The sequence below is a fragment of the Bacillus sp. JJ675 genome (assembly GCF_036963165.1).
Classification (GTDB): Bacteria; Bacillota; Bacilli; order Bacillales; family Bacillaceae; genus Bacillus; species Bacillus glycinifermentans.
The window spans coordinates 15096-37275 of sequence record NZ_JBALMR010000014.1 but is presented as its reverse complement, the minus strand read 5'-3'; the positions used below and the strand labels follow the sequence as shown (position 1 = coordinate 37275).

Sequence of the window (22180 nt, the reverse complement as noted above, 5' to 3'; positions counted from 1 at the left end):
AAACGCTCATTTTCCTGTTCCAGCCGTTTGTTTTCCCGTTGAATTTTTTCTTCAGGTGTCAGTTCTTCTTCGGTTTTGCGTTTTCCCCGTGTATCTTTTAAGGCTTCTTCTCCACCTTCTTGATACTTTTTCACCCATTGATACACCTGTTGGTAGGAAACTTGATGAATCTCCATCGATCTGGCGTAATCTTTTCCGTGGGCTAGGCAATCCTTCGCAATCTTAATCCGTTCTTCCAAAGAAACATTCTTCCGTTTGGTCATTAAACGATTCCTTCCTCTCCCACTGTCTTTTAACGTTTTATGACCATTATAAAGCTCGACCCACTTCATGAGCACGGATTTACTGGAAATCTTATATTTTCTCGAGACTTCTCTTTGAGTGTAGCGTCCGGATAAAAAGTCTTTCACGGCGGCGTATTTTAATTCTGCGGGATAGAACTTATGGCACTTTGAACGTTCCAGACTTTCCACACCGGCCATATCATGCGATGTTCTCCATTCACGAATTGTTTCGGCATGAATGTCATNNCATATTTTTCTGCAATCTCATTCACCGAATTATTCTCCTGATCACATTCTGATAGAATATTCAATTTTTCCTTTTTTGAAAACCATTTTCCAGCCATGAAAAAACTCCCCCAAGGCAAACAGATTTTTTTTTATTTCATCTGTCTACCTTTAGGGGAGCATATCATTTTCTGATCAACTATTATTTATATACCAGCGCCCCAATCAATTATAGTCAAACGATTTTAGAACTTGCATATTTTGCACTGGTTCTAACGGGATGACTAATTGTTGATTATATTTTGGTTATGTGTTATGTTTTTATCAAGTCAGCAGACATCATTTTTGATCTATCGGTGTGATACAAAATCGAAACAATGGATCAGGGGCGGATAGAACCTGACCTTGATTTTGTTAACAAAACTATTAAGGAGAAAGTAAACAGCATGCCATTATTACGTTTCGATCTAATAGAAGGCCGTGATGAAAAAGCATTAAAAACATTGCTAGATGCCGCTCACAATGCGATGGTGGAAGCATTTAACGTTCCGGAGAGAGACCGCTATCAAATTGTTCATCAGCACCCGGCGAATGAGCTTATTATCCAAGATACAGGCTTGGGATTTAATAGATCCAAGGATTTGGTTGTGATCAGTATCACCAGTAAAACAAGAATGAAGAGCCAAAAAGAGAAATTGTATGCCTTGCTGGCTGAAAAGCTTGAAGCGGAATGCGGTATTTCCCCGGAAGATGTAATGGTGTCCATTACCGAAAATGGTGATGCCGATTGGAGTTTCGGGCTTGGTGAGGCGCAGTTTTTAACTGGAAAGCTGTAAGGTTTCAACACACCGGTGATGCCAAAGATGCGTCTTGCGGCGGATTCGGCATCGCGGTTATCGCAGACCTCTAACAGCGCCGCAAGCGTTGAACGATACACTGCCGCATATATGTACAGCAGTCAGTAGAACCCTCTGCATTTCAGGGTTCTATATTTATGTTTACTTGCTGGGCGCTTTTTTTACTCCCGGAAAATCTATAGAATACGTTCTAGTCCTTAATGAGATTGGACTCTGTGAAACCTAGAAAATATATGATGGGTGCAGGCGTAAAGAGAATGAAGCTGATCAAGGGATGTTATTATAGATTTTTAATGAAATGAAGGCCATTCCTTATGATCCAGCATATCGTTGATGCCTGGTTCTTTCCATGAACAGAATCTGTAAAAGAAATATAATGGATTTCTACAGATAGATGTTCCTGTTTGAGCTGCTACCGGAAGTCAGCAGCTTTTTGCATTCATTAACTGTCTTCCGTTTCTTCTTCTCCGCGGTAAAACGCATAAAACATCTTCATCAGCGCGCTTCACATCAGAGCTCCTTCGCGATTTTTTTCTTTGAATCAAAACCGAAGCCGCCGATACTTTTTTCAGCTCCATGCTTGACGCCTATAAATATAAACAAAACATTAATAAAACAACGCTATTAGATTAACAAGTTTAAGATACGATCATAGATAAGATGGGATTAAGAGTAAGGGAGATATGGCGTAAAGATGAAATTAATAAGGATGAAGAAGCATTTATTAGTGGCTTTGTTTTCTCTGGCATTATTCCAATGTTCCTTGAGTGAATGTTATGCGGGCACTACAACTAAAGCAAAAACAATAACTCCGCCGCCGCCTTCAGGATATTTCGTAGATCATTACAAAAATAACAGCGCTGCTCATACGACAGTGAATTCCAATCCTGCGATCGGGGTGCTTTCCGAATTTAGTAAACTTTGGACTCGCGGGAGTACCTGGGATAGCGGGACCAAACTGAACAGCAGCGTGTTGGATGCCAACATTCAAAAAGTTGTTGACATTGCTGAACGCCGTACCTCCGCTGAGGAAAATGCTGCATATTTTGATGATCGCAGGAATCAGAGCTACAGTGTGATTGACGGTCTTGGCCCGCTTACTGATATATATCGGAAGCGTGCAGGCGCGACGACTACCATCAACAGTATCCCGGCAGATGCCGCGATAAAAAAATACAATGATGAAGGAACCAATTCAGGCAGCGCGAGTTCTAGTCTCGGCAGCATCGTGAGTTTGGTCAATACGTTGCGCGGCACATATTCTTCAACGAACCCGGCTAAGGGATACTTTAACTATCCTCGCCCATTTCGCTGGAAAAGCGATTCAATTATTGTTCCTTCCCTTGTTCCCGTTATCAATCCCGACCCGGGCAAAGACGGAGGTTTTCCCAGCGGACATACGAATGCCGCATATCTCAGCGCTTTTGCTATGGCTTATGCGATACCTGAGCGTTATCAGGAACTGCTTACCCGCGCTTCGGAACTAGGGAATAACCGCATTGCCGCCGGTATGCATTCTCCGCTCGATGTAATGGGAGGACGTGTCATGGCAACTGCATTGGCGGCTGCTATCCTATCTGATCCAGCCAATAAAAGTCTGAAAAAGGCTGCTTATGATGAAGCTCACAGTAAGTTGTTAACGCAAACTGGTACAGCGGAAGATCGATTCAGCGATTATGACAAGAATAAAAAACAATATACCCAGCGATTGACGTATGGATTTGGTCAAATAAAATCAACTGCTAAACCAATAGCGGTTCCCAAGGGAGCTGAAGTCCTCCTTGAAACACGTTTTCCTTACCTTGCTAAAACGCAGCGCCGTTGGATTTTAGCGACTACCGGCCTTCCCTCCGGAAAGCGCCACGGATCATTTTCTTCGATCGAGACCTCGGGTTTACCAAGCAAGTACAAAGTGAAGATGATCTATAAGTCCAACAGCATCCAATTAAAAGTCGCTGAAAATTAGGTTGCGTCTCCCTGATTAAAAAAGCAGAAGCCGAAAGTGGCAGGGGGTGTTGCCGGGGGATTCGCTCCATAAAGAGTATTTTTCAAGCTGGTGCTTATTGGCGCCAGCTTGATACTCGTAACGATACCGGGCTAGCCTTGGAACATAATGGTGAACAGAAAAATATTAAAAAATAGTCGGCACCATCCCTCCATCCATACGAATTGGAGAACCTTTAAATGCGGATGCATAAGGACTGCATACAAATGCAGCAAGCCTGCCTATTTCAAACGGCTTGATAAATCGCCGTATTTCAGATTGGGGCAGGTTTGGCGTCATAAATTCTTTCTCTTTTTCTGAAAAAGCCATCTCTTCATTAGGGTACATACCTTCAATGATTTGCTGCACATTTTCGGAGAGCGTTGGTCCCAGCATGATCGTATTGACTGTCACTTCTGTTCCTATTGTTAATTTAGATAAGCTTTTGGACAATGATAAAAGCATTGATTTTGTCATACAATACTGCGGCATTTGACCTGAAGGCATAATCGCCTCTTCACTCGCGATAAAGATAATGCGGCCATAATCATTATTCAGCATTTTAGGCAAATAAAATTTAGATAAACCATTTGCAGCAAGAACGTTCGTGCGGAAGTATTTTTCCCAGACGTCATCATCCACGTCCTCATATTGCATGATTTCATAGATACCCATATTGTTAACTAAAATATCAATATTTGGGTATTTTTTAAATAAAGCTTCTCTTTGCCCGATATCTACAATATCAGCTGCAGCATTTTGAGGAGAGGTAGCCGGGAAATCTGTTTTTAGTTCATTTACAGTTCGTTCTACCTCATCTTCATGTCGCCCGTTAATGAGGACATTCACGCCTTCTTTGGCAAGTTCAATGGCAATTGCTTTACCTATCCCTTTCGTTGATCCTGTAACTAAAGCTGTTTTATTGTTTAATCCCATATCCATCATACATTTCTCCTTTAATCATGTTAAAAAAGTGCTTCCTAAGACAATGTCAATTTTCCCGAGTGTGTATCTAAGCAGTGTTCAGTACGCCAATTTGAAGGAGAATCCCCTTCCCAAAGGCGGAAGGCACGGTAGAACGAGTTCTGGTCTTCATACCCAATCATGAAGGCCACTTCTTTAATATCGAGCGAGGGGTCTGCCAAGTACTCCAGCGCCTGCTCATGCCTGACTTGTGTCAACAAATGTTTGAAACTTGTGCCTTCGTCAGTAAGCCGGCGCTGCAAGGTGCGTTCGCTCATCCCCAGCTCGCTTGCAACAGTCCGAACGTCGGGGCGTCCTCCCATAAGGCTGCGTTTCATGATCCACTTGACCATCTCGGCGATTGAGAGGCTGCGCTGCTGCTCATCCAACGATTGGTCCAGTGCAGGTGTCAGAATCTCCAGCAGCTCTTCGTTGTACGAGGCAAAGGGGCGGTCCAGGTCTCCCCGGTGCAGCGTCAGCCGGTTACAATTTGCACCGATCCGGATACGGCAGCCGAAGTAAGCTTCAAGCGCCTCTACATCGCCCATCGGATGCGAAAATTCGACGAGCCTGGCCGTTAAAGGTTGACCTGTGCCGCGGCGTCCAAGCTCCAGAAGAAATGCCAGCGTGATGCCGATAAGCATCGGCGGACCGGACTGCCCGCTATCCAACCAATCCAGTTCGATTGTACAGTGCTCGCCTTCCTCGGTAATATGCAACCTTTCAGGAGGGCACAGCTGTTTGTACCGGGCTATCCGCTTTAGAGCGTCGCGGTAGTCGCGAGCATGATAAGTCGCTAAGACGGGAGGAGGGTAATGCGCTGTATCAAAGGCGGTCGTAAGGTTGATGATTCCTTTTGCAGTGTCATCAATGAGATCAGAATACGCCTGCCAGATCGAAAAATATTGGGCGGCGGTGACAACCGGTTCAGTCACAATGGTGAGCGGCAGTTGTGCTTTTCGAACCACGTCATGGGCAGCAATCCCTAATTGACGCAATCCTTCCCAAAATCCGGCCGGGATTTTAATGCGAGTATGTGACGTCATATATATGAGCTCTCCTTTGGCTTTCTACAATTCGTTGGTTGTGACCTGCGTCTTGCTGCTTAGCGGGGCAATTATTACTTTACCTATCCAATACCGCTTTTGTAACTAGCAAAGCGCGACATTTTACTTGCCGATTACGACGGATGAGTCCGTGAGGAATCGGATCACTCTATTATAATACGAGGGGGTAGATCAGGATGACAGAATCGCCGGCAAACCAAGGGCAAAATGGCAGAGGAGTGAGAAAAACGCAGAATCGCTCAGGGCTACAGAAGACCTGATAAAGTGAAAAAGCCTGTTTTGACGCACAACAAGCATCCGAAGGTTTATAGAGCATCAACAGCCCGGCTGCGGCCTGCAGCCCTGCCTCTCCCTTCCCGCGCTTTGCAGATAAATCGTCGTTACACTCTGCAGCCGGCGTTCGCTTTGCGGGCCCTGTAACTGGAAAATGAGCGGAAAGTGACTTTTTATTAATCATTGATTGTAAAAATGAAGATGTCTAAAGTATACTTAATGATAATGATAATCATTTACGACATGGAGATATGGACTTTTGATAAGCCATGCATGATATATACCGGGAGTGAATAGCCATGAGCAGGAATGAAGTATTTGATGTGACCATTATCGGCGGAGGACCGGCCGGATTATATTCCGCCTTCTATAGCGGACTGCGCGGGATGAAAACAAAGATTATTGAATATCAGCCGATGCTGGGCGGAAAGGTTCACGTATATCCGGAAAAAATGATTTGGGATGTCGGAGGGCAAACGCCGATTCCGGGAGCCAAGCTGATTGAACAGATGGTTCAGCAGGGATTAACGTTTCATCCCGAAGTGCTGCTGAATGAAAAAGTGGAGTCGATTGCCCGCAATGAAGAAGGACTATTTGAATTACATACGGCTGCCTCAGGCGTGCATCTTTCCAGGACGGTCATTGTTGCCGTGGGCGGCGGCATCCTGAATCCGCAAAAGCTCCAGATTGAAGGGGCCGAACGCTTTGAAGTGTCCAACCTGAATTATACGGTCAAGTCACTGCAGCATTTTAAAGATAAAACGGTAATTGTATCAGGCGGAGGCAACTCGGCTGTCGATTGGGCCAACGAGCTCGAGCCTGTAGCGAAGAAGGTTTATCTCGCTTACCGCAAAGAAGCGCTCAGCGGGCATGAGGCCCAGGTTGATCAGCTTCTGAACAGCTCGGTGAGCTGCTTCTTCCATACACAGATTACCAAGTTGATCGCTTCTGAAGATCATGAGGTGATCGAACGGGTCGAGCTCACAAACGCTCAAACCGGTGAAGTGATGGAGCTGCCTGTCGACGAGGTGGTTATCAACCACGGATATGAACGCGACACCTCACTGCTGGAGAACAGCCGGCTTGATATTACCCGGGTTGATGACTATTATATTGCAGGTACAGCCAACTGCCAGTCTTCCGTGCCCGGACTGTATGCGGCGGGGGATATTGTGCATTACGAAGGCAAGCTGCACCTGATCGCCGGAGCATTTCAAGATGCGGCAAACGCGGTCAACAGCGCCAAGCGCTTTATTGATCCCGAAGCGCACAAGAGTGCGATGGTGTCGTCGCATAATGAGGTTTTCAAAGAGCGCAACCGCGAGCTTGTGAAGAAGTTGTTCGTGTAGAAAAGGAATGTTTTCGCCCGTGGGAGCAGCTGATTCGTCAAGAGGATCTTGGAGATATGACAAGATCCTCTTTTTATTTAAACCAGCCTTTTTCCTTTGAACGGGTAATGGCTTCGATCCGATTTTTCACCTCAAGCTTTTCAAGAATCATTGAGATATAATTTCGTACGGTTCCGCTTTTGATGCTGAGTTCTTGGGCGATTTCTTTTGTGTTTTTTCCGTCAGCCACAAGTTCGAGCACTTCTTTTTCTCTATCTGTGAGGGGGTTGGCCTCACTGTACATGTCTTCCATCAATTCAGGCGCATAGATCCGCTTTCCTTTCATAACGCTGCGGATGGCGCTCACAAGCTCTTCGCTTGGGCTGTCCTTTAACAAATAGCCTTTAACACCTGCTTTAATGGCTCGCTGAAAGTAGCCGGGGCGGGCAAAAGTGGTTAAGATAATAATGTTGCAGCCTGTATCCTTTAATTCCTCAGCAGCTTCAAGCCCCGTCTTTCCCGGCATTTCAATGTCCATAATGCATACATCAGGCCGATGTTTTTTTGTGAAATCAACGGCATCCTGTCCGGTTGTGCCTTTGCCTACGACTTCCATATCATCTTCTAAATTCAGAAGCGATCCTAAAGCGCCCAAGAGCATCTGTTGATCTTCTGCAATAAATATACTAATCATGTAAGCCATCCTTTTTTGTTTATTTTGAGTTATTAGGAATTGACATGGTAAGCTTGGTGCCGTTTTTTGTATCAATGTGAAGGCCTCCGTTTGCAAATTCAAGCCGTTCTCTCATGCCAAGCAAGCCGTGTCCTTTTGAAAAGTACTTCTCTTCCCCTTGAAACGTTCCATCATCAGTCACTGTAATGACAACTTCTTTCCAGAACTGTTGGATGTCAACGCGGCAGGTCTTAGCCTGACTGTGTTTGACGACATTAGTGACAGCTTCCTTTAAGCACATGCTCAATATGTTTTCATTAAGCAATGAGATATTTTCCGGCAATTTATCTTCTTCATAGATAAATGCAATGTCGGCTGCTTCAAGAATTTGTTTGATGTTCATGATTTCATCCTTGAGCCGGATTCCTTTCATGGAGGATACGATTTTTCTGACTTCATTTAAAGAAGTTCTCGCAGTTTGCTGAACGCTTTTCAGTTCACGCGCGGCTTGATCGGGATCTTTGTAAATTAATTTTCTCGCCAAGTCGCTTTTTAAACCGATAAGAGACAGCTTCTGTCCAAGTGTATCGTGGAGGTCGCGGGCAATCCGCTGCCGTTCTTCTAATTTTACCAAATTGGCAATCTGTTCATTAGCATACTCGAGCTTTTCTTCCAGGCGTTCGCGCTCCTTGCGGCTTCTGATACTGAACGGTAATAAAATCGCACTGATAAGGGTGATGACCACAAACGGAATTTGTGTCAGAAAAAATTCCTTTTTTAACACGAGACTGAAGTTGGCAGCGACAGCTGCGCTTATTAAATGGACGTAATATAAAATGTGAAATGGGGCTCGTTTTTTTATGTTCCCTATAAAATATGCGATAAAAAAAGCAAAATAAATATAGCTGAACAGCATAATCGAAGCGGTTGAAATGCCGATTAAAATAAGCGCCCACAAATAAACGTCCCAGCCTTTTGAGACAAAAGCAAATCTGTATACCGCAAAAAATAAAAGTGTCAAAATGATGCCGACGACGATTACAAGTGTAGATGATGATTGCATGATAAAGTAGAAGGGAAGGATGAAAAATATCGTCCATATATACGGCGAGATCCCGTTAAGTTTTTGAAATGTAAAATGCTTTTTGACCATGATATAACCTCATTTTCAGCTTTTCATCTTTAGAGTAACTTTACCATTGCTGGAGCCGGATTGCATCATTGGACAATAAAAAGGAAGTCTTCTTGTTGATATAAGAAGACCTCCTCATCGTCAGGCGTTCTTCCGCAGCTTCTGATTTCCCGTTGAATCCGGCGAAAGATGGGATGATGTTTGTTTCATGTCACGAAAGGTTACAAATTGCTTTTTTTCTTCATCCCAAAGCCGGAACGCGAGTGATTGCAGGCTTGTTTTTAAAGTGATGGTCGGGACGTTTTTTAATGGTTCATGCTGTTCATGTGCGGTTTCAAGTTTATAGTTAGGCACCTTTGGACTCAGATGGTGAACGTGGTGGTACCCGATATTGCCTGTAAGCCATTGAAGCAGTTTCGGAAGTTTATAAAATGAACTTCCTTCCACAGCGGCCTGAACGTAGCTCCAATTTTCATCTGCTTCAAAATAAGAATCTTCAAATGTATGCTGAACATAAAACAGCCAAACGCCGATCGAACCTGAGATCAGAAAGATCGGACCCTGTACGAGCAAAAACGATTGCCAGCCAAAGATCAGGCAGCAGACAGCAGCCAATGCCGCAATTGCAAGGTTGGTAAGGTATGTGTTCAGACGTTCCTTCCGTCTTGCACCTTTTTTGTTAAAGCGGTTTGTGATCAGAAAGACATAAATCGGTCCGAGAATAAACATGATAAACGGATTTCTGTAAAGCCTGTATGCGATTTTTGTGTAGAGAGGTGCGGCTTTATATTCGTTTACCGTCAGCAGCCAGATATCGCCTGTTCCGCGTTTATCCAGGTTGCTGCTTGTCGCATGATGAATCGAATGGCTGTGCTGCCATTGAAGATAAGGAAATAATGTCAGAACGCCTGTCAAAAAGCCGAGAATATGGTTATGGCGCTTTTGTTTGAAAAAGGATAGATGGCAGCAGTCGTGAAAAATAATGAAAATTCTCGTCAAAAACCCTGCGGCAATCACCGTTATTCCTAAAGTGAGGAAATAGGAGACATTGAGGCTTAAATAGGCAAGAAACCACAGTCCGAAAAAAGGAATAAACGTATTGAAGAGCTGAATCAGACTGTTTTTGGTATCAGGCTGGGCAAACGCTGCAACCTGTTTTGTTAACTGTTTTTGTTTATGTGCAATAGTTTGTTCAGTCATAGTAAAGTTATCCTCTCATAAATGGGTCTTAAGTTAAGTTTACGCCACAGAGAGATGTCTTTGTAGTAGCACGCATCATGCTCCATACATGACACTTGTCATGTTTCCTTAACTCGAATTGATTGAACAAGCATAAGAAGATTGACAATGTCATGATGGGGCAAATCTGCATGATAAGATGGTGAATAAAGGAAGTTGTAAAAGCGCGATGATTGATTAATTAAACAAAGTTTTTTTACAAAAATGTAATTGATTATCATATTTTAGTCATTTAGATAAGGAGTTGACGCTCAACATTATCTGAGGAAAGTGGAAAATGCTGATTTTGTGGTTTCTGGGAAAAGAAGGTACGAAAAGGTTTGGGGAATTGAAAGCTTATTATGTAGAGCCTGAACGAGGTGAGTGGTTTTTCTCCCCAAAATATCGGGAAGGTGCAGAGTATTGGGTTTCATGGGAAAATCATGGTGAATTCTTATTTCATAGCGTACCATTCAACAAAGATAAAAAAGTCATTGAAAAGGAAGCAAAAAATTATGAAAAAAAGCTTCCCATGGATGCATCAGGCTTGCGATTCCAGATGCAAAATGGATTTATGAAAACATACCTGAAAAAACAAAAGTAGTCATCAGCTGATTTGGCTCGTTTTATTTATCAAGTTAGAAGACTCTTTTTTTTTTAAGAGTCTTCTTTTTGCAAATATCGGCGGCATTCGAATTTGATGCATGAAGAGGAAAAGCGGTCAAAAACAACCCCTTTCTGCTTGTTTCATATAATAAACATAAATGATATGTATGAAGTGCAGAGGAAATTTAGTTTTCATTAGACTTAGGAAACAAAAGAAAAACCGCGAACGCAAAACCCTAGCTTTCAGCCGTTTATGGAGAGCATTAAAAACAAATGAAGTTGATTTGAAATGATTAGATGAAGTGAAAAAGTATGATAATGATAAAGAAATGTTTATGAGGAAGTGAAAGCATGAATCTTGAAACGGTTATGAAGGAACTGGAAGCGCTGGGTACGGAAAACATGAAAAAAAGATACATAACGAATGGTGCACACGAACCGCTTTTTGGCGTGGCGACAGGCAAAATGAAGCCGCTCGCAAAGAAAATCAAGAAAAATCAGCCCTTGGCGGAGCAGCTTTACGCTACCGGGAACTACGATGCCATGTATTTTGCCGGCATTATTGCTGACCCAATGACAATGACTGAGGCGGATTTTGAGCGTTGGATCGATACTGCGTATTTTTATATGCTGTCTGATTATGTTGTTGCAGTAACTTTGGCAGAAACCGATTTTGCGCAAGCTGTTGCAGATAAATGGATCTCAAGCGGTGAAGAACTTAGAATGTCGGCAGGCTGGAGCTGTTACTGCTGGCTTTTGGGTAATCGATCGGACGATGAGTTTGGTGTGACCAAAATTGCCAGTATGCTTGATCAGGTGGAACATACGATTCAAGATTCTCCAGATCGAACAAAATCGGCTATGAATCATTTTATCTACACAGTCGGGATTTCATATTTACCGCTCCATGAAAAGGCGGTTGAAACCGCAAAAGCAGTAGGCCCAGTCGAACTCAGGCGGGGCAAGAAAAAAAGCAGTATCCTGAATGCTTCCAAAAATATTCAAATGGATATTGATAGAGGCCGTCTTGGTTTCAAACGAAAATATGTAAGGTGTTAGCATCATTTGCAGTGAAACTTCTAAAGGAGTGGCATATGGAAAATAACGTTTTTGAGCAGATGGCAAAACGATATGATACAGATGAGAGAATTGAATTAGCCAAAGTGATCGTGAATGAAGTAAGGCCGGAATTGCGGAATAGTCAATCAAAATCTTTAATTGACTATGGGAGTGGTACTGGTCTAATTAGTTTAGAATTATCAGATTTAGTAAATTCTATTTTGTTGGTAGATTCATCAAAACAAATGTTGGAGGTGGCAAAAGCGAAAATTTCCCGCAAAGGAATTGCCAACGCAAAAGTGCTTTATTCAGATTTTACCCAAGAAACTCCTGAACTGAAGGCAGATATTGTTTTAATGTCACTCGTCCTTCTTCATATTCCGGATACGAATAAAATTTTACAGAAATTGTTCGGCATTTTAAATAATGGCGGTAAGCTCATGATTATTGATTTTGACAAAAACAATAAAATTCAACATCCGAAAGTTCATAACGGTTTTTCGCACGAAGAATTGAAAAAAAGATTATCCGATGTTGGATTTAAATCAACTGAAATGAAGACATTCTATCACGGTCATCGCATTTTTATGAATCAAGATGCCTCAATGTTTATATCCAGCAGCATAAAGTGATTTCTTTTTTAAAAAAATGAAATAGAGGAAGCCGGAAAATGAGATCCGGCTTCTTCTGCATCACTGCTCCTTCTCCGGATGGTAAAACTCATGAAACATCTATCAGCGATCTGCGACACATAGCTCCGCGAAATCCCAAGCTTCTTCGCGATTTTGCACTGCGCTTTTTCTTTAATCAATGCCGAGGCGGCAGGCGATGACTTCTTTTTTCTCTGACATCAATATATCGTTGTATTACTTGATTTTAAAGGAGCGCTTATTATACTTCCCTTTATTTACAGGAGCTTAAAATTTGATTTATCCTCAGCAGTCCAGTATTATACACATAGGGGTATATGTATTAGGCGGGTGATATTCCATTAGGATAAAGCTTGTCTGTACAAAAAGTCATGTGACAGAAAAGCAGGACAGTTCATCTCTGCGTAGTAACGGTTTTGCGAAAAAGTTGATAAAAAGGATATGTTATCATCATAAGAAAATGGGAGGTTATCTGATGGAATACGATGATCAATTAAAAAACAGGATAAAACGAATTGAGGGTCAAGTTCGAGGAATATTAAAAATGATGGATGAAGGAAAAGAGTGCAAAGAGCTCGTAAGCCAAATGTCAGCGGTGCGTTCTGCATTAGATCGGGCCATCGGTGTAGTTGTCAGCAGTAATTTGGAGAAATGCGTTCGCCTTCAAATCGAAAGAGGAGAAGATACAGAAGACCTTATTCAAGAAGCGGTCAATTTATTGGTGAAAAGCAGATAATGAATAGATGGCTGTTTATGAAGCAGCCTCTGTACTGCCTTTAGAGTATAAAGCGAAAATTTTTTGCCTGCTATTATACCCCTGTAGGTATAATCGGTAGAAACCTATATTTTTTTGTGTTGTTTTATACCAATACAGGTATATGTATATTAGAGGGGGAGAGATGACATACATGTCAGACCAAAAAGAGAAAACGACGATTGTATTATTCAGTGGCGACTTAGATAAAGCTATTGCTGCTTTTATTATTGCAAATGGCGCTCTAGCCTATGATCACGAGGTAACAATTTTTCATACATTTTGGGGGCTTAACGCTTTAAGAAAAGATGAACCGGTACCAGTAAAGAAAGGGCTGCTTGAAAGAGCATTTGGTTTCATGATGCCCCGGGGGCCGGAGAAATTTGGCTTATCTAAAATGAATTTTGCCGGTATGGGTCCTAAAATGATCAAACATGTCATGAAAAAGCATGGTGCGCTGTCTCTGCCTCAGCTTATTGCAATGGCGCAGGAACAGGGAGTTAAGCTTGTTGCCTGTACAATGACGATGGACTTGTTAGGCTTGCAAAAAGAAGAACTGATCGATGGCCTTGATTATGCAGGAGTTGTAGCTTATCTCGGGGATGCCAATGAAGCAAAAGTCAACTTATTTATATAACTTTTTAGGTAAGACCATCTGAAAGGGAGAGAGAATGGACAGAAAAATAAATGATCGGCAGCTGCTGAAGCATCTCGAGCTACTAAAGAATGGTGACGATGTAAATATCATTTAGTATGAGAGAACATAATGAAATGGAACAGTGATAAAACAGAAAATGAACATGGAGGGATGACTGATGAACATCAAAACTGATCGCGTGTTAGATGCAAAAGGGCTTGCTTGTCCAATGCCCATCGTAAAAACAAAGAAGGCGATGAATGAGTTAGAACCCGGGCAAGTCATAGAAGTACAGGCTACTGATAAAGGGTCTCTCGCTGATATACAGGCATGGGCAAAGGGAAGCGGTCACCAGTATCTCGGTACAACAGAGGACAGAGATATATTAAAACATTATCTTCGCAAAGCCAGTAACTCTGATATAAAGGAAGAAAAAAAGTTTCCTTATACAATCCAAAACGAAGAGCTTCAAAAAAAGGTAGAAGCGAAAGAGCATATAACAGTGGTAGATGTCCGGGAACCCGCAGAATACAATTCCGGCCATATTCCCGGAGCGATTTCAATTCCGTTGGGTGAACTCGAAAAAAGAGCAAACGAACTGAATAGAGACGGGAAAATTTATGTCGTTTGCCGCACAGGTAATCGAAGTGATCTAGCTGCCAAAAAACTTGCAGAAAATGGTTTTGGAAATGTAGAAAATGTTTTGCAAGGTATGGCGGAGTGGTCAGGTCCTGTTGAAAAAGATCAATAAAATAAACATTGGAGGAATGATTTGAATGGCTGTAAAAGTTGCGATTATCGCAAGTAACGGGAGTTTATTTGATGCTTATAAGGTGTTTAATATTGCTGCGGCCGCAGCAGCAAGCGATGCTGAAGTAGGGATTTTCTTTACGTTTGAAGGACTGAATTTAATCCATAAGGAAGCCCATAAGAATCTTCCTGTTCCGGAAGGCCGTGAACATATTCAAGAAGGCTTTGCAAAGGAGAACGCACCATCGATTCCTGAATTGCTTTCAATGGCTCAGGAGCTGGGTGTGAAAATCATAGCGTGTCAAATGACGATGGATGTGATGAATCTGGACAAAGACCAATTTGTAGACGGGATTGAAGTTGGCGGTGCAGCAAGCTTCGTTCATTATGCTTCTGATGCCAATATGACTCTGACATTCTAAGGGGGTTTTAGAAGTGAATTTTACATTCATTTCACCAAAAGAAGTAACGGAAAAGGTATTAAATCAAGAATCATTTTTTATTTTAGATGTACGAAATAAAGATGCCTTCAGCGATTGGAAAATCGAGGGCAGCCGGGTTGAACATTTAAATGTTCCGTATTTTGATTTAATCGATGGTATAGATAAAATTGCAGACCAAGTTCCAAGAGATCAGGATATTCTAGTGGTCTGTGCCAAACAAGGGTCTTCAGAGATGGTTGCACAGCATTTAGCAGATGCCGGCTTTGAAAGAGTTTTTGTGCTTAAAGGCGGTATGAAAGCGTGGAGTGAATGGTTACACCCGGTAAAAATCGGAGACTTGGAAGGAGGAGGCTCTATCTATCAATTCGTAAGAATGGGGAAAGGCTGTTTATCCTATTTTATCGAGTCTGACGGGGAAGCAATTGTAGTTGACCCTGCTCGTACTGTTGATGCATATACAGATTTTGCAAAAGAGAAAAACGTTACGATTAAACACGTGATTGATACACATTTACATGCTGATCATATTTCCGGCGGACGTTTACTGCGTGAGCGCACAGGATCTGCATACCATCTACCGCCAAAAGATGCAGAGGAAGTGCAATTTTCGTATGAACCGTTAGCTGAAGGTAAAGTTGTTTCTGCAGGAAAGGAATGTATAAAAGTAGAGCCTATCTATTCACCAGGCCATACGATTGGAAGCACCTCTTTAATTGTTAATGGCCGCTATTTGTTAACAGGAGATATTTTATTTGTAGAATCGATTGGCCGGCCGGACTTGGCTGGAAAAGCCGGGGATTGGGCAGAGGATTTGCGTAACACTTTATATGAAAAGTACAAACAGATATCAGATGACCTGATTGTTCTTCCGGCTCACTTTGCGAAAGTCGGCGAATTAGGCGATCAAGGGCATGTTCAGGCTAAGCTGGGTGATTTATACAAAAAGAATGGCGGTTTAAATATGGATGAAAATGAATTCAGAGGTGCTGTATCAGAAAACCTGCCGCCACAGCCACATGCATATCAGGAAATCCGTCAAACCAACATGGGAAAAATAACGCCTGAGACTGACAGGCAAAGTGAGATGGAAATTGGCCCAAACCGCTGCGCGGTTCATGGATGAACATAGATTTGAAGATAGGAGAGATAAAAAATGAAATCAAATAAAATAATAGATGCTAAAGGATTCGCATGCCCAATGCCGATTGTAAAAACAAAAAAAGCTATTGATGAATTGCAATCCGGAGAAGTGTTAGAAGTACATGCCACTGATAAAGGGGCAAAAAGCGATCTAACAGCATGGGCTAATTCAGGCGGTCATGAGTTGCTTAAAGATACAGAAGAAGATGGCGTATTAAAGTTTTGGATTAAAAAAGGTTAAATGTGATAAAGGGGGGGCTATTCCCCCTTTTAATTGACGGAAAGGAGGAAAGTTAGTGGGCATATCTTTTATTCTTCTACTATTTTTAATCGGATTAGTTGGTTCTTTTATGTCCGGGATGCTTGGTGTTGGGGGAGCCATTATTAATTACCCTTTGTTATTATACATACCTGTGTTATTTGGATTTACAGGCTTTAATGCTTACCAGGTTTCGGGTATTGTGGCAGTCCAGGTTTTTTTTGCAACGTTTTCCGGTGTATGGGCTTACCGGAAAGGCGGTTACTTAAATAAAGAACTTATCACCATTATGGGATTAAGTATTTTAATGGGAAGTATAATCGGCGGTTATGGGTCACATTTTTTCTCTGAAGATGTCATAAACTTGGTTTACGGAATATTGGCGATAATCGCCGCAGTCATGATGTTTATTCCAAAGACAGGTACAGAAGGTCATCAAAGTGATCACGTTCGTTTTCTAAAGATATTAACCTCGGTAATCACTTTCGCAGTCGGCTTGGCTTCAGGCATTGTCGGTGCCGGCGGCGCTTTTCTGCTTGTTCCGCTAATGTTAGTCGTTTTAAAAATCCCTACACGAACCACAATCGCGACATCACTCGCAGTTACATTTATTTCATCGATTGGAACAACAGCCGCAAAGCTCATCATTGGACATGTTCCTATTATGCCGGCTTTGGTTATAATAGCTGCCAGCCTAGTGGCATCCCCGATAGGTGTTTTAATTGGCAAGAGGGTGAATGCTAAAGTTCTTCAAGGTATTCTGATATTCGTTATTTTGATTACAACCGTGAAAATTTGGTTTGATATCTTCATTAATGTTTAAGGTTTTCTAAATTATCGGTTTTGAAGGAGGAATTGGATGAAAGAGGTTATAGAGTTAACTTCAATGATTTCAATTGAAAAATTCGTAAACGATCATAAATTAAGTTTTATATATATATCAAGGCCTCAATGCACAGTATGCCACGCTGTTCTGCCGCAGCTTAGAGCACTGCTCGCTCAATTTCCGAAGATCAAATTGGGACACATCGATGCTGATATAGTGGAGGAGGTTGCAGGCAGGTTTTCAGTCTTCACAGTTCCTGTACTTCTTTTGTTTATTGAGGGAACCGAATTTCTAAGAGAAGCGCGTTTTGTTCATTTTGACCAGTTTGAACAGAAGTTAAAGAGGGTCTATCGATTGTACGAGGAATAGATAGCTGAGGGAGGGTCCATGATGTGTCAAAACCCGACTTTTTTTGAACGGTATAAAGAAGAAGGAAAATCAATGGAAAGCGGCTATTTCAGGCAGATCTTCGACCATTTGCAGGATGGAATCATCATGATGGATCAGGAACGCAGGATACTGGTGATGAATCCGTCCGCAAAGAAGATGACGGGATGGAAAGTAGGGGGCAAGGTTCCGTACTGTTCCTACTGCCAAACGAGAAAACTGGAAGAGGGAGAAGAGCGTTGTTATTTGCTGGCCAAGCGGGAAATTCCGTATTTTCTTTCCTCAATGCCCACCTATGAGGGGCGATTCGTCGACATGGAGATGAGTACGGCGGTCATTTATGAAAACGGGGATCAAAAAGAAGTCCTTTTGGTCCTGAAAGATTTAACGATGAAGAAAAAGGAAGAGGAAGCCAGGATCTCCAAGCTCGTTCTGCAAAAAACGTTAGAAGCCCAGGAAAACGAACACAAGCGGTTGGCCCAGGAACTGCACGACGGTGTAGGGCAATCGCTTTATTCGGTTTCAGTAGGCATTCAAGCGATTCGATCGCGCATGAAGCAGGAAGATACATTTAAAGAATACATGCAGGAAATCATCGATGAACTGGAAAAGGCGATACAAGACATCAAGCTCTACTCTCTTCAGCTGCGTCCGCATAGTCTGGATCAACTGGGGTTGATCCCTACTGTCGAGCACCTTGTTTCCGGTTTAAACAAGACGCATAAAGATGTTTCTGTTACATTTGCCTCAAGCAATGTCAGCAATCGCTTGCTGCCGAGTTTGGAAATCAATTTGTACCGCGTGATCCAGGAAGCGCTGCATAACGCCCTGAAATATTCGCAGGCGACACTTATTGAAGTCATACTGTACAAAGAAGGCGGTGAACTCGTTTTAATGATTCAGGACAATGGCATCGGTTTTGAGCGCGAGCTGACAGAGGAAGGTCTGGGATTCAAACATATGAAAGAGAGAGTCGATCAGATGGAAGGAAGTCTTCGTATTCACTCCGCACTTCAGAGAGGTACGTCTATTAAAGTGAAAGTACAGTATAAGGAGGGGAAGGAGAGTGATCAGGGTATTGCTGGTCGATGACCACATGATGATTCGCAAGGGAATTCGCGTGCTTTTGGAAGGTTTTTCTGAAATCGAAATTGTTGGAGAAAGCCACAATGGCAACGAAGCCGTCCTCAAGGCCGGTCAGCTGAAACCGGATGTAGTGCTGATGGATTTGTCGATGCCAAATGGATTGGATGGGTTCACAGCGAGCAGTGAGATCCGAAAGTTGAATCCATCTGTTAAAATCGTAATTTTGACAATACATGATGAAGAAATTTTTGTCCATAAAGCGATCGAGGTGGGGGCCCATGGGTACGTCTTGAAAAACAGCGATTATCAGTTGCTTTATCAGGCGATTGTCGAGGTGCACAGAGGAAAACGCTTTTACAAGACATCTGTATCCGAAGACATCATTAAACAATGGCTGAATTCAGAGTCCAAAAAGCCGCCTTCTGTTTTAACTGTTCGCGAAAAGGAGATTGTCAGACTCATTGTGCTGGGTTATGCCAATAAAGAGATTGCCGATAAACTCTCGATCAGCGTCAAAACCGTGGAAAACCACAAAACGAATATCATGCAAAAGTTAGAGCTGGACTCGAAACACGAATTGATCCAATATGCGATTAAAAACAAATATCTGGATCTGGCGTTGTAGCAGACTGCCTTTTGTCAGCTTGAGAAGACGGGGCTCACATAAAAGTAGGGGAGTTCCCCTATATAGAAAAAGGGAGATCAGTGTTACCTTAAAAACAGTGATATGCATCTTTACGAAAAACATCAACTTTCTAAAAGCATAAGGGGGTTGACTATGGCAAGACAAGTTCGTTATTCCGTTGTCATTGTCGGTGCTGGGACTGCCGGCATCTGTGTCGCGGCCCGCCTCGTCCGGGCTTCTAAAAAATTCAAAGGACAAATTGCCATCATTGACCCGCAAACAAAGCACTACTACCAGCCTTTGTGGACATTGGTTGGAGGCGGGGCAGCGAAGAAGGAAGAGTCGGAGCGCGATCTGGCTTCCCTGATTCCTGCCGGGGTTGACTTGATCAGCGATGCTGTAACGGAGTTTCGGCCGGATCAGAACACACTCCTTACAAAACAAGGAACGATCGTTTCCTATGATTATCTTGTTGCAGCAGCCGGTTTGCAAATCGATTGGGACGGGGTCAAAGGTTTGAAAGATGCGGTCGGAAAAAACGGGGTTTGCAGCAACTACTCGTACGATACGGTAGACAGCACTTGGGAAAACATCCGCAACTTTAAAGGCGGAACCGCCGTTTTCACTCATCCGGATTCTCCCGTGAAATGCGGGGGAGCTCCGCAGAAAATTATGTACTTGGCAGACGACTATTTCCGCAAGTCAAATGTTCGCAATCAGTCGGAGATTATTTTTGCATCGGCTAAATCAATCATTTTTGATGCCCCCAAATATGCAAATGCGCTCGAAAAAGTCGTCCGGCGCAAGGACATTCAAACGATGTACAAACGAAACCTGGTCGAAATTCGGCCTGATTCAAAAGAAGCCCTGTTCGAGAATCTGGAGACTGGGGAACAGGAAGTATTAACATACGATCTTCTTCATGTGACTCCGCCGATGAAAGCGCCTCTATTTATAAAAGAAAGCGCATTGGCGGATGCCGGCGGATGGGTCGATGTTGATCCGTACACTTTGCAGCACAAAAAGTTTGCCAATGTTTTCGGAATTGGAGACTGTTCTAACCTGCCGACGTCCAAAACAGGGGCGGCGATTCGCAAACAGGCTCCGGTTTTGGTGCAAAATCTGATGTCCCTGATAAAAGGATCTTCATTAGATGCAAGGTACGATGGATATACCTCATGCCCCTTGGTTACAGGCTACAACAAACTCGTGCTGGCCGAGTTTGACTATCACAAGGAGCCGCAAGAAACGTTTCCATTTGATCAGTCCAAAGAACGATTCAGCATGTACCTGTTAAAAAGAAGATTGCTTCCCGTCATTTATTGGAATGGCATGTTAAAAGGACTGATGTAAGAGAGGACAAAAGGTAACGGCAAGTGTATTTGGATGATGTGCATGATGCAGGATTCCAAAACAGTTTTCTTAAAATAAATGATGATTCAAGGGGAGGAATACAACATGTTGTTGCGCTACTTTTACGATGAAAAGCTGGCCCATGCATCCTATCTGGTCGGCTGCCAAAAAACAGGGGAGGCAATTATCATTGATCCCGGCCGCAATCTAAAGCCATATTTACAAGCAGCCGAAGATGAAGGGCTGCACATCACAGCAGCCGCAGAAACCCATATTCACGCCGATTTTGTTTCCGGTGCCCGCGAACTCGGCGTGACACACCAAGCGAAGCTGTATCTTTCCGATGAGGGCGATGCAGATTGGAAATATCAATATATTGATGGATTGAAACATCAACTTGTGAAAGACGGTGATCGCTTTTCCGTCGGAAACCTGATGTTTGAGGTGATGCATACCCCCGGCCATACCCCGGAAAGCATTTCTTTCCTGTTGACGGACCGCGGAGGAAATGCTGATCGTCCAATCGGCATCTTTACGGGAGATTTCGTCTTTGTAGGCGACATCGGCAGACCCGACTTGCTGGAAAAAGCGGCTGGGATCAAGGGAACGTCAGAATCGGGGGCAAGAGAGATGTTCAAGTCCCTCATGAAGTTTAAACAACTCCCGGATTACATGCAGGTCTGGCCGGCACATGGCGCAGGCAGCGCTTGCGGCAAGGCATTGGGAGCGATTCCGACTTCGACTGTCGGCTACGAAAAGCTGTTTAACTGGGCAATGGCTTGCACCGATGAAGAGGAATTCGTAAAAGCTTTGCTTGATGGACAGCCAGAACCGCCAAAATATTTTGCCGTGATGAAACGCGTGAATAAAGAAGGCCCAGCGTTGCTTAAAGATCTGTCTGCTGTTCCAGAGATCGCTTCAATTGAGCAGGTGAAAGATTTACAGAAAAAAGGGCAAATTGTGGATACCCGCCCTTCCCGGGAATTTGCTGAAGGGCATATCAAAGGCACGATCAACATTCCATTCAACAAGGCGTTTACGAACTGGGCAGGCTGGCTCATTGACTACAATCGTCCTGTGTCCTTCATAACGAATCCGGATAAAGTGAACGAACTCCTGGAAGCGCTGCGCTCTGTAGGCATTGACAATGTGGCAGGGTTTATGGACAGCGGCAAAATCCTGGAAAGCGGCGCTTTTGAACTTGAATCATACACGGAGATAACACCATTGGATATTGCTAAATTGGTGGAAGACGGATTCGTGCACGTCCTTGATGTCCGCAATCTGACTGAATGGCAGGAAGGTCACATTCCGAATGCGCAGCACATCATGCTGGGGACGCTCCCGGAACGGCTGGANNTCCTTGTGCAATGCCGTTCCGGAGCCCGGTCCGCCATTGGAGCCAGCATCCTGCAAGCTGACGGCGGTTTCAAACAGGTATTGAGCTTGAGCGGCGGCATTGTTCAGTGGCAGAAAGCCGGGCTTGCGATCGTGTGACAAGGGTCAGCCATTTGAGCTTTAATCAAGTGCATGGAATTCTATTAAAGCGTTATTCTAGAAAAAGATGAAAGAGGCCGAAATTCTCATCCTCCCGGCCTCTT

Annotated in this window: 22 protein-coding genes and 3 pseudogenes; 19 read left to right on the top strand and 6 right to left on the bottom strand. The window is 43.2% G+C overall.

The window, feature by feature from the left end:
* Window positions 1-482, bottom strand: a 482-nt coding sequence (locus V7126_RS03965; RefSeq protein WP_335496834.1) for a helix-turn-helix domain-containing protein, incomplete at its 3' end; no start/stop codon positions are given.
* Window positions 483-955: 473 nt separating this feature from the next.
* Here V7126_RS03965 and V7126_RS03960 point away from each other — a divergent pair.
* On the top strand, window positions 956-1345 hold the full coding sequence (locus V7126_RS03960; protein ID WP_335496831.1) for a tautomerase family protein: 390 nt from the start codon (window positions 956-958) through the stop codon (window positions 1343-1345).
* 715 nt (window positions 1346-2060) lie between these two features.
* Window positions 2061-3221 (top strand): annotated as a pseudogene (locus V7126_RS03955) (acid phosphatase); the annotation flags it as partial.
* Window positions 3222-3497: 276 nt separating this feature from the next.
* Here V7126_RS03955 and V7126_RS03950 read toward each other — a convergent pair.
* Window positions 3498-4292 carry an SDR family NAD(P)-dependent oxidoreductase gene (locus tag V7126_RS03950; protein ID WP_335496827.1) on the bottom strand — a complete coding sequence of 265 codons (795 nt, stop codon included), beginning with the start codon at window positions 4290-4292 and terminating at the stop codon, window positions 3498-3500.
* 38 nt (window positions 4293-4330) lie between these two features.
* Window positions 4331-5359, bottom strand: coding sequence for a helix-turn-helix transcriptional regulator (locus tag V7126_RS03945; protein ID WP_335496824.1), 1029 nt, complete (start codon window positions 5357-5359; stop codon window positions 4331-4333).
* A 593-nt stretch (window positions 5360-5952) separates the two neighbouring features.
* Between V7126_RS03945 and V7126_RS03940 the strand changes: the two genes are divergently transcribed.
* Entirely contained in the window at window positions 5953-7002 is a 1050-nt protein-coding gene (locus tag V7126_RS03940) for an NAD(P)/FAD-dependent oxidoreductase (RefSeq protein ID WP_175076568.1), read from the top strand.
* A 73-nt stretch (window positions 7003-7075) separates the two neighbouring features.
* Here V7126_RS03940 and desR read toward each other — a convergent pair whose 3' ends face one another.
* The 3 genes from desR to desE all read right to left on the bottom strand — a co-directional run bounded on the left by desR (window position 7076) and on the right by desE (window position 9986).
* Window positions 7076-7675, bottom strand: coding sequence for a two-component system response regulator DesR (gene desR, locus V7126_RS03935; RefSeq protein WP_020452333.1), 600 nt, complete (start codon window positions 7673-7675; stop codon window positions 7076-7078).
* A gap of 19 nt (window positions 7676-7694) precedes the next feature.
* Complete coding sequence (locus tag V7126_RS03930) at window positions 7695-8807, bottom strand: sensor histidine kinase (RefSeq protein ID WP_175076569.1); 1113 nt, start codon at window positions 8805-8807, stop codon at window positions 7695-7697.
* Between the two features lie 120 nt (window positions 8808-8927).
* Window positions 8928-9986 carry a fatty acid desaturase DesE gene (gene desE / locus V7126_RS03925; RefSeq protein WP_175076570.1) on the bottom strand — a complete coding sequence of 353 codons (1059 nt, stop codon included), beginning with the start codon at window positions 9984-9986 and terminating at the stop codon, window positions 8928-8930.
* Window positions 9987-10269: 283 nt separating this feature from the next.
* Here desE and V7126_RS03920 point away from each other — a divergent pair.
* From V7126_RS03920 to V7126_RS03845, 16 genes and pseudogenes are all read left to right on the top strand, one after another.
* Window positions 10270-10359: pseudogene (locus tag V7126_RS03920) on the top strand (winged helix-turn-helix transcriptional regulator); the annotation flags it as partial.
* Between the two features lie 3 nt (window positions 10360-10362).
* A pseudogene (locus V7126_RS03915) lies at window positions 10363-10619 on the top strand (L,D-transpeptidase family protein); the annotation flags it as partial.
* Window positions 10620-10961: 342 nt separating this feature from the next.
* The gene (locus tag V7126_RS03910) at window positions 10962-11669 is read left to right on the top strand and encodes a DNA alkylation repair protein (RefSeq protein ID WP_175076571.1); all 708 of its coding nucleotides are present in this window, start codon (window positions 10962-10964) and stop codon (window positions 11667-11669) included.
* A 35-nt stretch (window positions 11670-11704) separates the two neighbouring features.
* Window positions 11705-12301 (top strand): class I SAM-dependent methyltransferase, encoded by a 597-nt coding sequence (locus tag V7126_RS03905; protein ID WP_175076572.1) that lies wholly within the window; start codon window positions 11705-11707, stop codon window positions 12299-12301.
* 493 nt (window positions 12302-12794) lie between these two features.
* The gene (locus V7126_RS03900; protein ID WP_046131553.1) at window positions 12795-13055 is read left to right on the top strand and encodes a metal-sensitive transcriptional regulator; all 261 of its coding nucleotides are present in this window, start codon (window positions 12795-12797) and stop codon (window positions 13053-13055) included.
* Between the two features lie 172 nt (window positions 13056-13227).
* Window positions 13228-13710, top strand: coding sequence for a DsrE/DsrF/DrsH-like family protein (locus V7126_RS03895; RefSeq protein ID WP_046131602.1), 483 nt, complete (start codon window positions 13228-13230; stop codon window positions 13708-13710).
* Window positions 13711-13888: 178 nt separating this feature from the next.
* Window positions 13889-14461, top strand: coding sequence for a sulfurtransferase TusA family protein (locus V7126_RS03890; protein WP_046131554.1), 573 nt, complete (start codon window positions 13889-13891; stop codon window positions 14459-14461).
* 25 nt (window positions 14462-14486) lie between these two features.
* Window positions 14487-14882 (top strand): DsrE/DsrF/DrsH-like family protein, encoded by a 396-nt coding sequence (locus V7126_RS03885; protein ID WP_046131555.1) that lies wholly within the window; start codon window positions 14487-14489, stop codon window positions 14880-14882.
* A gap of 13 nt (window positions 14883-14895) precedes the next feature.
* Window positions 14896-16026, top strand: a complete 1131-nt coding sequence (locus V7126_RS03880) for an MBL fold metallo-hydrolase (protein WP_175076573.1) — start codon at window positions 14896-14898, stop codon at window positions 16024-16026.
* 30 nt (window positions 16027-16056) lie between these two features.
* Window positions 16057-16284 (top strand): sulfurtransferase TusA family protein, encoded by a 228-nt coding sequence (locus V7126_RS03875; protein WP_046131557.1) that lies wholly within the window; start codon window positions 16057-16059, stop codon window positions 16282-16284.
* A gap of 55 nt (window positions 16285-16339) precedes the next feature.
* Complete coding sequence (locus V7126_RS03870; protein WP_175076574.1) at window positions 16340-17125, top strand: sulfite exporter TauE/SafE family protein; 786 nt, start codon at window positions 16340-16342, stop codon at window positions 17123-17125.
* A 36-nt stretch (window positions 17126-17161) separates the two neighbouring features.
* Window positions 17162-17497 (top strand): thioredoxin family protein, encoded by a 336-nt coding sequence (locus V7126_RS03865; protein WP_046131559.1) that lies wholly within the window; start codon window positions 17162-17164, stop codon window positions 17495-17497.
* An 18-nt stretch (window positions 17498-17515) separates the two neighbouring features.
* Window positions 17516-18607, top strand: coding sequence for a PAS domain-containing sensor histidine kinase (locus V7126_RS03860; RefSeq protein WP_335496778.1), 1092 nt, complete (start codon window positions 17516-17518; stop codon window positions 18605-18607).
* The gene (locus V7126_RS03855) at window positions 18582-19226 is read left to right on the top strand and encodes a response regulator (protein ID WP_046131561.1); all 645 of its coding nucleotides are present in this window, start codon (window positions 18582-18584) and stop codon (window positions 19224-19226) included. The genes V7126_RS03860 and V7126_RS03855 overlap by 26 nt, the downstream gene beginning before the upstream one ends.
* A 153-nt stretch (window positions 19227-19379) precedes the next feature.
* Window positions 19380-20579: an FAD/NAD(P)-binding oxidoreductase gene (locus V7126_RS03850; protein ID WP_046131562.1), complete on the top strand. Its 1200-nt coding sequence runs from the start codon at window positions 19380-19382 to the stop codon at window positions 20577-20579.
* A 105-nt stretch (window positions 20580-20684) separates the two neighbouring features.
* A complete protein-coding gene (locus V7126_RS03845; protein WP_335496774.1) occupies window positions 20685-22076 on the top strand; it encodes an MBL fold metallo-hydrolase in 1392 nt (463 codons plus the stop codon).
* Window positions 22077-22180: the final 104 nt, after the last annotated feature.

Bases quoted from the DNA above. Each gene is read 5' to 3' on its own strand.
- V7126_RS03850 (WP_046131562.1), top strand. From the start codon at position 19,380: ATGGCAAGACAAGTTCGTTATTCCGTTGTCATTGTCGGTGCTGGGACT.
- V7126_RS03960 (WP_335496831.1), top strand. From the start codon at position 956: ATGCCATTATTACGTTTCGATCTAATAGAAGGCCGTGATGAAAAAGCA.
- V7126_RS03940 (WP_175076568.1), top strand. From the start codon at position 5,953: ATGAGCAGGAATGAAGTATTTGATGTGACCATTATCGGCGGAGGACCG.
- V7126_RS03930 (WP_175076569.1), bottom strand. From the start codon at position 8,807: ATGGTCAAAAAGCATTTTACATTTCAAAAACTTAACGGGATCTCGCCG.
- V7126_RS03905 (WP_175076572.1), top strand. From the start codon at position 11,705: ATGGAAAATAACGTTTTTGAGCAGATGGCAAAACGATATGATACAGAT.
- V7126_RS03950 (WP_335496827.1), bottom strand. From the start codon at position 4,292: ATGGATATGGGATTAAACAATAAAACAGCTTTAGTTACAGGATCAACG.
- V7126_RS03875 (WP_046131557.1), top strand. From the start codon at position 16,057: ATGAAATCAAATAAAATAATAGATGCTAAAGGATTCGCATGCCCAATG.
- V7126_RS03910 (WP_175076571.1), top strand. From the start codon at position 10,962: ATGAATCTTGAAACGGTTATGAAGGAACTGGAAGCGCTGGGTACGGAA.
- V7126_RS03885 (WP_046131555.1), top strand. From the start codon at position 14,487: ATGGCTGTAAAAGTTGCGATTATCGCAAGTAACGGGAGTTTATTTGAT.
- V7126_RS03860 (WP_335496778.1), top strand. From the start codon at position 17,516: ATGATGTGTCAAAACCCGACTTTTTTTGAACGGTATAAAGAAGAAGGA.
- V7126_RS03895 (WP_046131602.1), top strand. From the start codon at position 13,228: ATGTCAGACCAAAAAGAGAAAACGACGATTGTATTATTCAGTGGCGAC.
- desE (WP_175076570.1), bottom strand. From the start codon at position 9,986: ATGACTGAACAAACTATTGCACATAAACAAAAACAGTTAACAAAACAG.
- V7126_RS03890 (WP_046131554.1), top strand. From the start codon at position 13,889: ATGAACATCAAAACTGATCGCGTGTTAGATGCAAAAGGGCTTGCTTGT.
- desR (WP_020452333.1), bottom strand. From the start codon at position 7,675: ATGATTAGTATATTTATTGCAGAAGATCAACAGATGCTCTTGGGCGCT.
- V7126_RS03865 (WP_046131559.1), top strand. From the start codon at position 17,162: ATGAAAGAGGTTATAGAGTTAACTTCAATGATTTCAATTGAAAAATTC.
- V7126_RS03900 (WP_046131553.1), top strand. From the start codon at position 12,795: ATGGAATACGATGATCAATTAAAAAACAGGATAAAACGAATTGAGGGT.
- V7126_RS03945 (WP_335496824.1), bottom strand. From the start codon at position 5,359: ATGACGTCACATACTCGCATTAAAATCCCGGCCGGATTTTGGGAAGGA.